Genomic DNA, 12,271 nt, shown 5'->3' with positions numbered 1-12,271 from the left:
GGTCTCTCTGCCGGACAAAGGCATGGTTTTGTCCGCTAGCGGATGGAAGGGGGCGGGTGACGGCCAAATGCGGCGGCGCAGCTGATATTAATGTGGCTCCGCGATAAAAGTAAAGGAATCACATGAACTTGCAGAAAAATCCACCGCTCTCCCTGCCGCGCCGCCGCGCCGCGCTGGCCATCGCCGCGACCACGGGGCTGGCGCTGGTGGCGCTGTCCCACCATCCGGTCGCCATCCAGCAGAATTCGGTCCAGGAAACCCTGGCCCAGATCGTTGCCCTACAGGGCATGGATGGCCTCGTCCACGGCATGCTCATCGCGATGCTGGCCATCTTGTCCGCGGGCTTCGCCGTGTTCGGCGCGCTGCTGGGCAGCCGCCGGCCGCCGGTGGTGTTCGCCCTCTGCGCGTACGGGCTGGGCTGCTGTATCGTGGTGGCGGCGATGCTGCTCGACGGTTTCGCCATCCCGCAACTGGCGCGGCAATTTGTCACGGCGCCGCAGGCCGATGCCGACAGCGCGCGGGTGCTTATCCGCGCCGTGGGCGTGGTGATCCAGGTGCTGACCAAGGCCGGTTTGCTGGCCATGTGCGCGGCGCTGCCGGCCTGGTCGTATGCCTTGTGTTCCGGCGTGAAGGTCTCGCGCTGGGCATTCGGCTGCGCCGCCGTGGGCGTCGTCGCCGGCTTGCTACCTGCGGTGTTCATCCTGTTTGCCGATGTGCGGCTGGCGCCGGCCAGCCTCATGGCCATCTTCGCCTTTCATGCCGTCTGGAACCTTGCGGTAGCCGCCGTGCTCTACGATGGCCAGGGCGCGCAACCGTCTGCGGCCTCTGCTGAATGTGGAGTAGAGTAGGGCAGCGCATCTTCAGCGAGCTTGTATGACATCCACGTCCGCAGCCGGGCCCGGCAAGAAAAAAACGACCGCCGCGATCGTCGTCATCGGCGCGTCCGCCGGCGGACGGCAGGCGCTGGTCAAGCTGCTGGCCCAGCTCGACCAGGACTTCCCCGCGCCGATACTGATCGTGCAGCACATGGCGGCGACGGCGTCGGCCGAGGTCATGGTGCGGGTGCTCGGCGCGGCCACCGCATTGCGCTGCCAGGCCGCGGTGGACGGGGCGGCGCCGCTGCCCGGCCATGTGTATGTGGCGCTGCCCGACCAGCACATGATGCTGGTCGAAAACCGTATCCGCATCACCAAGGGCGCGCGCGAAAACCGCGCCAGGCCGGCCATCGATCCGCTGTTCCGATCTGCCGCGGTGGCTTATGGAAACCGGGTGATCGCGGTCGTGCTGAGCGGCTATCTGGACGACGGCACGGCCGGCATGGAGGCGGTGCACCGCTGCGGCGGGCTGTGCGTGGTGCAGGATCCGCTCGATGCCGAATACCCGGACATGCCGCAGAACGTCGTCAACAACGCCTGGGTCGACCGCTGCGTCCCGATCGCGCAGATGGGGGCGGTGCTGCTGGAACTGGCCGGACGCAAGCGGCGCAAGCCCAGGCCGGCGCCGCGCGACGTGGCCATCGAATCCAGGATCGCCGAGCGCGTGCTGAGCGACCTGCCGTCGGTGGAGGCGCTGGGCACGCTGGTGCCGTTCAATTGCCCGGGCTGCGGCGGCGTGCTGTGGCAGGTCGCCAAGTCCGGCGAGCTGCGCTATCGCTGCCACACCGGCCACGCCTACACCGCCCAGACGCTGCTGGCCGAGCAGACGGCCAGGATGGAAGAGACGCTGTGGGTGGCGTTGCGCATGTTCGAGGAAAACCGCAACCTGCTGGTCAAGATGGAAAAGGAGGGCGTGCCCGGCTCGTCGTTCCCCGAGCGGCTGGCCCAGTCCGGCATCCATATCGCCCGCATCCGCGCGATGCTGCATCAGCCGACCGGGCAGCAGGCCGAGCCGGCCGCCAGGCCGCGCACCAGGAAAAAATAAGCAGATCCCTTCCCCGGCGATGAAAAAAAAGGGCGGCCAGTTGGCCGCCCTTCCGCTGACGAGAACGCCAGGCGTCTGCGTTAGATGGTGTCCAGCGCCGCGTTGAAGCTGGTGCTTGGACGCATGACCGCCGCGGTTTTCGCCGGATCAGGGTAGTAGTAGCCGCCGATGTCCATCGGCTTGCCCTGTACATCCTTCAGCTCGCCGATGATCTTGCCTTCGTTCTCGGCCAGCGCCTTGGCCAGCGGCGCGAAGTGCGCCTTCAGCTCGGCGTCGTCGTTTTGCGCGGCCAGCGCCTGCGCCCAGTACAGCGACAGGTAGAAGTGGCTGCCACGGTTGTCCAGCTCGCCCGTGCGCGGCGATGGCGACTGGTTGTTGTCCAGCAGCTTGCCGGTGGCTTCGTCCAGCGTCTTGGCCAGGATCTTGGCCTTGGCGTTGCCGGTCTTGATGCCCATGTCTTCCAGCGACACGGCCAAGGCCAGGAACTCGCCCAGCGAATCCCAGCGCAGGTGGTTTTCTTCCACCAGCTGCTTGACGTGCTTAGGTGCCGAACCGCCGGCGCCGGTCTCGTACATGCCGCCGCCGGCCATCAGCGGCACGATCGACAGCATCTTGGCGCTGGTGCCCAGCTCCAGGATCGGGAACAGGTCGGTCAGGTAGTCGCGCAGGATGTTGCCGGTCACCGAGATGGTGTCCAGGCCGCGGAAGGCGCGTTCCAGCGTGTAGCGCATGGCGCGGGTCTGCGACATGATCTGGATGTCCAGGCCCTTGGTGTCGTGGTCCTTCAGGTAGACCTGCACCTTCTTGATCACTTCGTTCTCGTGCGGACGATAGCTGTCCAGCCAGAACACGGCAGGCATGCCGGAATTGCGGGCGCGGGTGACGGCCAGCTTGACCCAGTCGCGGATAGGCGCGTCCTTGACCTGGCACATGCGCCAGATATCGCCTTCTTCAACCGTCTGCGTCAGCAGCACTTCGCCGGTGGCCAGGTCGGTGATGTTGGCGATGCCGCCTTCGGACACTTCGAAGGTCTTGTCGTGCGAGCCGTATTCCTCGGCTTGCTGGGCCATCAGGCCGACGTTGGGCACGGTGCCCATGGTCTTCGGATCGAAGTTGCCATGCCATTTGCAGAAGCCGATCATCTCCTGGTAAATGCGGGCAAAGGTCGATTCAGGCATGACCGCCTTGACGTCCTTCGGACGGCCGTCGGCGCCCCACATCTTGCCGCCGATGCGGATCATGGCCGGCATCGACGCGTCGACGATGATGTCGTTCGGCGAGTGGAAGTTGGTGATGCCTTTGGCCGAGTCGACCATGGCCAGTTCCGGACGGTTGGCGTGGCAGGCGTGCAGGTCCTTCAGGATCTCTTCCTTCTGCGACGCCGGCAGCTTTTCGATCTTCTCGTACAGGTTGGCCATGCCGTTGTTGACGTTGACGCCCAGTTCATCGAACAGCGCGGCGTGCTTGGCGAACGCTTCCTTGTAGAAGATGCGCACGCAGTGGCCGAACACGATAGGGTGGGACACCTTCATCATGGTCGCCTTGACGTGCAGCGAGAACATCACGCCGGTCTTGAACGCGTCGTCGATTTCCTTCTCGTAGAACTCCAGCAGCGCTTTCTTGCTCATGAACATGCTGTCGATGATCTCGCCGGCCTGCAGCGAGACCTTCGGCTTCAGTACGATGGTCTTGCCGGACGTGGTCAGCAGTTCCATCTTGACGTCGCGGGCCTGGGTCAAGGTCAGCGATTTTTCGCCGTGGTAGAAGTCGCCATGGTGCATGTGCGAGACGTGGGTGCGCGAAGCCTGGCTCCATTCGCCCATCGAGTGCGGGTTCTTGCGGGCGAACTCTTTGACCGCCTTCGGCGCGCGGCGGTCGGAGTTACCTTCGCGCAGCACCGGATTGACCGAGCTGCCGATGCACTTGCCGTAGCGGGCCTTGAGCGCCTTGTCGGCGTCGGTCTTGGCATCTTCCGGATAGTCCGGCAGCTTGTAGCCGCGGCTTTGCAGCTCGCGCACGCAGGCCACCAGCTGGGAAACGGAAGCGCTGATGTTCGGCAGCTTGATGATGTTGGTGTCCGCCAGCTGGGTCAGTGCGCCCAGTTCGGCCAGGGTGTTCGGTACTTTTTGTTCGTCGGTCAGGAATTCCGGGAACTCGGCCAGCACGCGGGCCGCCACGGAAATATCGCTGGCAACCACGTCGACGCCTGCCGGCGCGGTGAACTTTTTGATAATTGGTAGCAGGGAATAAGTCGCCAGCAGGGGCGCCTCATCAGTCAGTGTGTAGATGATTTTTGATTTCTGTGTTGCCATGCTGATTCCCTCTTATGCGGTCGTTGCCTGTTGGTTAACTGGTGTGTGTCGGCGTTGCCGCCTTCTTTGCCCAAGTGCATATTTTAGACTGTTCCGCCTAATTGTGGTGGAATCCGCTACACCTAGGGCCGTTTGCACCGCTTTGGCGCACGGCGCAGGCGCTGTCACACGCTTGTAATTTCTCGGTGGCAATATAATTGCATCGATGTCAAAGAGTTTTACAGGGGAAAGTGTATGCAGACCGCAGAAGTGGTGTTTTCGCGTCGTGACGGCGTGTTGCACATGACGCTCAGCGTCGGCGGCAACGTGCTTGCCGAGAGTTCAAGCCAGGAATCCATCGCGCGCGAACTGCAAATCCGCGGCTTGCGCCTGCTGACCATAGACGGCCTGTTCACGACCGAACTGCCGACCCGGGAAAAGACCCTGGCCCAGGCCATGGACGTGGAGTTCCCGGAAAAGATGGCGGCGCTCAAGCTGATCGCCGCCTGCGCGGCATGGGGCGAGGTGGTGGCGTTCCCGTTCCCCGAACGCCGGTCGCGGCCGCGCACGCCGGTCCCGGAGCAATAGCGGCGGCGCTCAGAAGCGCTTGCTCAGCTTGAGCAGCACGGTACGCTCGAAGACGCTGCGGTTGACGTCGCCATATTCCACATGGCTGGGATGCAGCAGGTCCTGGCCGATCAGCGCGACGTCGATGTCGGCTCGCGGACGCCACAGCAACTGCATGTTCAGCTCGGTATAGGCGGGCACCGACGGTTTCGGCAGGCTGCTGTTGTGGCGCAGGTGCAGGTCCAGCGTCAGGCGCTCGCTCAGGTCGAGCGACGAGCCCAGCAACCAATGGCGGGCCGGATCGGTGGTGGCCAGGCCATCGTTGCCGCTGGCATCCTTGCTGCCGGGCAGCAGGCTGGTGTGCACACGCTGCAGCACCAGGCCGGCGTTGGCGCGCCAGGTGGGCAGCGGTTGCCAGACGCCCCAGGCTTCCACGCCGCTGACGGTGCACTGGCCCATGTTGCTGAAGCGCGCCGCCGCGCCGCTGCCGGCCGGCTGCGGCTCCATCGTGCGCAGGCGCGTGTAGTCGGTGTGGTAGGCGGTCACCGAGTACGACCATTCGGGGCGCGGCTGCGCCCGGTAGCCCAGCTCGGCCGTCCTGGCCACTTCCGACTGGAAAGCGGGGCCGCCGCCGAGGATGAAGAAGGGCTTGCCGGCGACGATCAGCGGCGTGCTCGGTATGTACAGGTCGCGGTCGTAGCGCGACGGCGCGCGCACGCTGCGCGTCAGGCCGCTCCACAGCAGGCTGTCCGGCGCCGGATTCCAGGCCAGCCGCAGGCTGGGCAGGTAGTCGCCGCCGCTGTAGCTGTCATGCTCGTACTTGACGCCGCCGGTCAGCTTGAGCCCGGGCGCCAGCGTGACTTCATCCTGGGCGAACACATTGCCCCAGTGCAGATTGAGGTTGCCCGGCAGGAAGCCGTACTTGAAGTTGACCACCGTGTCCCACGCATAGCGGTAGCCGCCGCCCCACACCAGCATGTGGCTGGCGCCGATGCGGGTGCCGTGCTGCAGCTCCAGGTCCACCGTGTCGAGGTGGTCCTCGTAGGCGTTCGGCTGATTGCGTTCGGTATGGTCGAGGGTCAGCGTCAGGCGCAGGTTGGCGTCGCCGTCGAGCTTGCGGGTGACGCTGCCCTGCAGGTTGGCGCCGGCGATCCGTATGTTCGGCGTGCCGAGCTGGCCCAGTTGGCCGTGGTAGACGTCGCCCGAGGCGGTCGCGCCGTTGTCGCCGCGCTGCCAGTCGGCGCGGAAGCCGGCCTGCTCGCGATGCCAGCCGGTGACGGTGTTGACGCCCTTGGCGTTGTAGGTGTCGTCGGCCTGCATGCTCTTGCCGTAGACGCGGTAGTGGCCGTCCTCGCCCAGTGCGCCGCCGTAGCGCAGCGCGCCGTCGCGCTGGTGCTCGCCGGCGGCGGCGCTGGCCAGACCGCCGGTGGTGTCGCGCGCGCTGCGGGTGATGATGTTGATGACGCCGTTGACGGCGTTGGCGCCCCAGATGGTGGCGCCCGGTCCGCTGATGACCTCGATGCGCTCGATGTCTTCCATCACCACGTCCTGGGCGTCCCAGAACACGCCGGAGAACAGCGGGCTGTAGATGCTGCGGCCGTCGATCAGCACCAGCAGCTTGTTCTCGAGCACATTGTTGAAGCCGCGCGCCGTGATCGCGTAGTTGCGGGCGTCGGTTTGGGCCACTTGCAGGTTGGGGGCCAGGCGCAGCGCTTCGGGTATCGAGCGCACGCCGCTGCGGCGGATGTCGGCGGCGCTGATCACGTACACCGAGGCCGGGGTGTCGCTGAGCCGCTCGGCCTGGCGCGATACCGACGTGATGATCACGTTGCCCAGTTGTTCCAGCGACAGGTTGGCCAGGTCGGCCACCGTCGGCATGGCCTCTCCCGGGGCGGCACTGGCGGGGGCCACGGCCACCGCGGTCATCGCCAATACCAGTCCGATGCAGTTGTCGCGCATACTTTTCCTTGGTAGCAACCCTGAAAAAATTATACTGTCAGGCATCATCGGGGTCACATGGTTGTGTAGCATAAACAACGATACTGAAAAGTATTTCGACGTTCATCGCGCTTTGTCCAGGACGAACGATTGAGGCCGCGCTTTTCCGGGCCGTGATGGCTTCTCACGTAGAATCTATCGCAGAGAACACCGCTTTATCCGGGATAAAGGATCGTCATGCAGCAAAACAGCTTGTCCGTTGTGGATGTCGAAGCCGAGCGTTTTCGCCACTTCATCGTCAGCGTCACCGATTACGCCATCTACACGCTGTCGCCGGAAGGTGTCGTCGTCACCTGGAACGCCGGCGCGCAGCGCTTCAAGGGCTACCATCCCGAGGAAATCATCGGCCGCCACTTTTCCGTGTTTTACACCGACGAGGAGCAGGCACGGGGCCGTCCCGCGCGGGCGCTCGAACTGGCGCGCACGTCGGGCAAGTTCGAGGATGAAGGCTGGCGCGTGCGCAAGGACGGCACGCGGTTCTGGGCCAGCGTGGTGCTCGATCCGATCCGGGACGACGCGGGCGAACTGCTCGGCTTCACCAAGATCACGCGCGACATCACCGAGCGGCGCAACGCCGCCGAGGAGCTGGAGCGCGCGCGCGAGGTGCTGTTTCAATCCCAGAAACTGGAGGCGGTCGGCAAGCTCACCGGCGGCATCGCGCACGATTTCAACAATCTGCTCAATGTCGTCATGAACGGCCTCGATCTGCTGCGGGTCGCGCCCGATCCGGCGATCCGTGCCAAGACGCTGGACACGATGGAGCGGGCGGCGCAGCGCGGCGCCTCGCTGATACAGCAGCTGCTGACGTTCGCGCGGCAGCAGCCGCTGCTGCAGGAGACGCATGACATCGGCCGCATCATCCGCTCGTTCGAGGCGGTGCTGCGGCGGGCGGTGCCGAGCGGCATGCGGCTGCAACTGCGGTTGCAGCCGGAAGTACTGCCGGCCATGATCGATGTCACCCAGTTCGAAGCGGCGTTGCTGAACCTGGTGGTCAACGCGCGCGACGCCATGCCCGACGGCGGCGTGGTGCAGGTCGACGCGGCGGCCGTGCAGCTGGAGGCCGGCGAGGTCGAGCAGCTGCCGGCGGGAGCCTACGTGCGGGTCGTGGTCAGGGATACCGGCGAAGGCATGTCGCCCGAAACGCAGCTGCGCGCGGTCGAGCCGTTCTTCACCACCAAGGAGGTGGGCAAGGGCACCGGGCTGGGGCTGAGCCAGGTATATGGACTGGCGCAGCAAAGCCAGGGCGGCCTGAAGATCGATTCACGCGTGGGCGAAGGCACGGCCATCGAGCTGTACTTCCCGGCCGTCGAACTGCCGGTGGACAGGCTCGCTGCCAGCCACGAGTTTGCGGCGGAAAAGGTGCTGCTGGTGGACGATCAGCCGGATGTGCTGGAGACGGCGATCGGCCTGTTCAGCCATCTGGGCTACGACGTGTTGTCGGCCAACGATGGCCTCCAGGCGCTGGAGACGCTGCGCCGCCATGCCGACATCGCCATCCTGTTCAGCGACGTGGTGATGCCCGGCATGAGCGGCGTCGACCTGGCGCACATCGTGCGCCAGGAATTCCCCGCCATCCGGGTGATCCTGGCGTCGGGCTATAACCAGTCCGCGCTGGAGGGCGGCAAAGCGTCCGCCGATAACTTCGACCTGATCGCCAAGCCTTACCGGCTTAGCGACCTCATCAAGACACTCGGCGCGGCGCAGCCCGGCTAAAGGGCTTTTTTCGATGGACTGGTGCCGAACCATGGGTATATGGTTTATATTTCGGCATGCATCCATATTTCCTCATGGCTATTACACCGGTGGCGCTCATCGGCTTCACCGCGCTGGGCGCGCGCCGCATGCACTTGCGGGCGGACGCCGACCTCGGCCTGCAGCCGCCCGCGGCCCGGCCCGCGCTGTTGTGGCTGCTCGGTTTTGCCGCGCTGAGCGTGCTGATGGAATATGCCGGCCCGCTGCTGGGCGTGCCCGACGAAACGGGCGCCTGGCGCGGCAAGTACGACGGCGCCGCGCTGCTGGCGCGCATCGCCTTCATCGCGGCGATCTATCCCGTCGCCGAGGAATTGTTTTTCCGCGGGCTGGTGTTTGGCCGGGTCCGGCGCGCCAGGGGACCGTCTGCGGCGATCGCGGTGTCGGCGCTGGTGTTCGCTCTGCTCCATTTCCAGTACGACTGGCGCGGCATGCTGCTGATCGGCATCGACGCGCTGTTCTACGGCGTCTGCCGCTGGCGCACCGGCTCGCTCTATCCGACGATGCTGATGCACATCGCCGGCAACAGCTTCGCCGTCTGGCAGCGCCTGCAGTAGGACCTGTACAGAAACATGTCTGGCCTTGGTGATTTTCACAATTGCCGGCCCGGCGGCAAGACAGCACAATGCATGCTCGACAAAATGCGGCCGCGGCGCGGTCGCGTCATTCCAAGAGAGACATCATGAGACTGCTTCATTCCACGCCTCGCCAGGCGTTGACGCTGGCCCTGGCTTCAGCCCTGCCTGCCATCGCCGCCCCGCTTGCCACGCTCGACCGCAACGGCGCCTATGTATCCATCGAAGCCTACGGCCCCAACGTCATCCACGTGACCATCGCGGCCGACAAGGCCGAGGTATTGAAAGGGCCGGGCTTCGGCATCCTCCCCAAGAATAGCGACAACGGCGCCTTCCGCCACAGCGCGGCCGCCGGCGGCGACACCTTCACCTCGGCCGGCATGACGCTGCGCGTCAATCCGGCGCCGCCGCCGCGCGTGCCCAGCCAGGGCGAAAAGTATTTCGCGTCGTCGCTGGCGCCGGTCGGCCTGCAGGTCAGCAATGCCAAGGGCGAGCAAGTGCTCAGCATGACTGGCTGGGAAATGTCGCCGCACACCGTCAACACCGAGAAAACCTATCAGGTGGGCGCATCGTTCGCCGCGCCGCACGACGAGCACTACTACGGCATGGGCCAGAACCAGGAATCGCTGGGACCGCTGGACCTGCGCGGCCGCGTGCTCGATTGCCAGCACTGGTACGACGCGCCGGCGGGGGAGGCCGTCTGCGTGCCGTTCATGGTCTCGTCCAAGGGCTACGGCATCGTCTGGGACAATCCGTCCGCCACCCGCTTCGTCGCCGGCGTCAACGGCCGCACCGGCTTCCAGTCCAACGTGGGCGAACGCGTCAGCTTCTTCGTGATCACCGGCGCCACGCCGGAGGAACTGTATGCCGGCTACGCGCGGCTGACCGGCAAGACGCCGATCCCGCCCAAGGCCGCGTTCGGCCTGATCCAGTCGAAGGCGCGCTACGACAGCCAGCAGGAAGTGCTGCGCGTGGCCAATACCTATCGCCAGAAAAAATATCCGCTCGACGTCATGGTGGTGGACTGGTTCTACTGGACCCGCATGGGCCAGATGGACATCGACCCGGCGCAGTTCCCCGATCCGGTGGCGATGAACAAGCAGCTGCACGACATGGGCATGCAATCGATCATCTCGATCTGGCCGCGCTATGAAACCTCCGGCCGCTACTTCAACGAACTCGACAGCAAGGGTTATCTGCTGAAGGACACGCAGGGCAAGAGCGTCGACGGCCTGCCGTTCCGCTCCGACCGCACCGGCGGCCTGATCGACGCCACCAATCCTGCCGCCCGCCAGTGGTTCTGGGAAAAGGCGCGCGACAACATCCTGTCCAAGGGCTTCGATTACCCATGGCTGGACGAGACCGAGCCGGACCTGGTGCCGGACGGCGCCTTCTACGCGATCGGCTCCGGCGACCGCTACCACAACCTGTTCCCGCTGATGCACGTCGAAGGCATGGCCGACAACATGCGCGCGTGGAAGCCGAACAAGCGGGTGCTGATCCTGTCGCGCGCCGCCTACCTCGGCTCGCAGCGCACCGGCGCGCTGTTCTGGTCGTCGGACGTCGATCCGAGCTGGGAAGCGCTGGCGCGCCAGATCCCTACCGGCCTCAACATGACCGCCTCCGGCATCGCCTACTGGGGCAACGACATCGGCGGCTGGCACGGCCTGCCGTCGACGACCGACGCCACCAAGGCGCCGTTGCTTGATCCGTCCGACGCGCGCGACGTGGTCGGCCAGTTCCACGACTATCCGGAGCTGCTGACCCGCTGGTTCCAGTACGGCACCTTCCTGCCGACCTTGCGCCTGCACGGCGAGCGCAAGCAAACCGACATCTGGTCGGTCGGCAAGCAGGCCGAGGCCGTCATGGCGCGCTACGACACCTTGCGCTACCAGCTGATCCCGTACATCTACAGCCAGGCCAAGGCCACCTACGACACCGGCGCGCCGTTCATGCGTCCGCTGTGGATGGACTTCCCGAACGACGCCAACGTCGCCAACATCGGCACCCAGTACATGTTCGGACCCGCCTTCCTGGTGGCGCCGGTGACGGAGCAGGGCCAGACCGAGAAGGACGTCTACCTGCCGGCCGGCAGCGACTGGTACAACTACTGGACCAACGAAAAGGTCAGCGGCGGACGCTGGATCAAGGTGGCCGCGCCGATCGAGCAGATTCCGGTGTTCGTCAAGGCCGGCTCCATCGTGCCGGTCGGCGCCGACATCCAGTCGACCGCCAGCAAGCAGGCGATCGCGCAGATCAAGGTCTATCCGGGCAAGGATGGCCAGTTCCGCCTGTACGACGACGACGGCGTCAGCTACGACTACGAACACGGCAAGTCCAGCGTGACGCTGCTGAAGTGGGACGACGCCGCAGGCAAGCTGAGCGCCAGCGGCGGCGACGCCGCGCTGGTCAAGGCGGCGCCGGGACTGGTAAAACTTGCCGCGCCGGCGAAGTAGGGGATTCAGACCTCGAGCATGCCGCGCTTGATGGCGATGGTGACCGCATGCGTGCGGTCACGCGCGCCCAGCTTGGCCAGCACCGCGCTGACGTGGGCCTTGACGGTTTCTTCCTTGATCGCCAGCCGCGCGGCGGCCTCCTTGTTGGAGTGGCCCAGCGCCACCAGGCGCAGCACGGCCAGCTCGCGCGCCGACAGCGTTTCCGAGCCGAACCAGGCGTCGAGCTCGCGCGCGACCTCGTCCGGGATGTATTTCTGGCCGGCGTGCACGGCGCGGATCGCCTCCACCAGGCTGACGCGCAGCGCGCCCTTGAGCAAGTAGCCCATCGCGCCGGCCTCCAGCGCGCGGGCGATATGGGCGTCGCCGCTAAAGGTGGTCAGCATGATGACGCGCGCCGCGCCGTCTGCCGCGCGGATCGCGGCCAGCGCGTCGAAGCCGTTCAGCAGCGGCATTTGCAGATCCATCAAGGTCACGTCCGGACGGTGGCGCGCGTACAGCTCCAGCGCCTCGCGGCCGTCGGCGGCCTGGGCCACCACTTCGATGCCGGCGCTCGCGCCCAGCAAGCCGGCTATGCCTTCGCGCAGCAGGGCATGGTCGTCGGCGATCAGGACGCGGATGGGGTGGGATTCGGTGGGCACGGGACGTACTATAGCAAGCCGGCTATATATTTAGATAGTGGTTTTCATCGCGGGCAGGGCCTACCATGGATGCAGCA

9 protein-coding genes are annotated in these 12,271 nt (G+C 65.6%); 6 read left to right on the top strand and 3 right to left on the bottom strand.

Going from position 1 to position 12,271, the window contains the following annotated elements; all coding sequences use genetic code 11:
- The first annotated feature begins 128 nt into the window (after positions 1–128).
- Entirely contained in the window at positions 129–848 is a 720-nt protein-coding gene (locus ACSQ3S_RS21490) for a hypothetical protein (RefSeq protein WP_436143699.1), read from the top strand.
- Positions 849–873: 25 nt separating this feature from the next.
- A complete protein-coding gene (locus ACSQ3S_RS21485; RefSeq protein ID WP_436143698.1) occupies positions 874–1,920 on the top strand; it encodes a chemotaxis protein CheB in 1,047 nt (348 codons plus the stop codon).
- A gap of 80 nt (positions 1,921–2,000) precedes the next feature.
- Here ACSQ3S_RS21485 and ACSQ3S_RS21480 read toward each other — a convergent pair whose 3' ends face one another.
- Entirely contained in the window at positions 2,001–4,232 is a 2,232-nt protein-coding gene (locus ACSQ3S_RS21480) for an NADP-dependent isocitrate dehydrogenase (protein ID WP_436143697.1), read from the bottom strand.
- A gap of 234 nt (positions 4,233–4,466) precedes the next feature.
- Between ACSQ3S_RS21480 and ACSQ3S_RS21475 the strand changes: the two genes are divergently transcribed.
- Positions 4,467–4,799 carry a hypothetical protein gene (locus ACSQ3S_RS21475; protein ID WP_436143696.1) on the top strand — a complete coding sequence of 111 codons (333 nt, stop codon included), beginning with the start codon at positions 4,467–4,469 and terminating at the stop codon, positions 4,797–4,799.
- A gap of 9 nt (positions 4,800–4,808) precedes the next feature.
- Here ACSQ3S_RS21475 and ACSQ3S_RS21470 read toward each other — a convergent pair whose 3' ends face one another.
- Complete coding sequence (locus ACSQ3S_RS21470; protein ID WP_436143695.1) at positions 4,809–6,737, bottom strand: TonB-dependent receptor plug domain-containing protein; 1,929 nt, start codon at positions 6,735–6,737, stop codon at positions 4,809–4,811.
- A gap of 216 nt (positions 6,738–6,953) precedes the next feature.
- On the opposite strand from ACSQ3S_RS21470, the gene ACSQ3S_RS21465 reads away from it, so the two are divergent.
- From ACSQ3S_RS21465 to ACSQ3S_RS21455, 3 genes are all read left to right on the top strand, one after another.
- Positions 6,954–8,489: a PAS domain-containing sensor histidine kinase gene (locus ACSQ3S_RS21465; protein WP_353404660.1), complete on the top strand. Its 1,536-nt coding sequence runs from the start codon at positions 6,954–6,956 to the stop codon at positions 8,487–8,489.
- Between the two features lie 74 nt (positions 8,490–8,563).
- Positions 8,564–9,082: a CPBP family intramembrane glutamic endopeptidase gene (locus ACSQ3S_RS21460; protein ID WP_353404659.1), complete on the top strand. Its 519-nt coding sequence runs from the start codon at positions 8,564–8,566 to the stop codon at positions 9,080–9,082.
- A gap of 125 nt (positions 9,083–9,207) precedes the next feature.
- Positions 9,208–11,556, top strand: a complete 2,349-nt coding sequence (locus ACSQ3S_RS21455) for a TIM-barrel domain-containing protein (protein WP_436143694.1) — start codon at positions 9,208–9,210, stop codon at positions 11,554–11,556.
- A gap of 5 nt (positions 11,557–11,561) precedes the next feature.
- Here ACSQ3S_RS21455 and ACSQ3S_RS21450 read toward each other — a convergent pair whose 3' ends face one another.
- On the bottom strand, positions 11,562–12,194 hold the full coding sequence (locus tag ACSQ3S_RS21450) for a response regulator (protein ID WP_436143693.1): 633 nt from the start codon (positions 12,192–12,194) through the stop codon (positions 11,562–11,564).
- Positions 12,195–12,271: the final 77 nt, after the last annotated feature.

The organism is Duganella sp. LjRoot269 (genome assembly GCF_964254095.1).
Classification (GTDB): Bacteria; Pseudomonadota; Gammaproteobacteria; order Burkholderiales; family Burkholderiaceae_D; genus Rugamonas; species Rugamonas hordei.
This window is presented reverse-complemented; position numbering and strand designations above follow the sequence as displayed.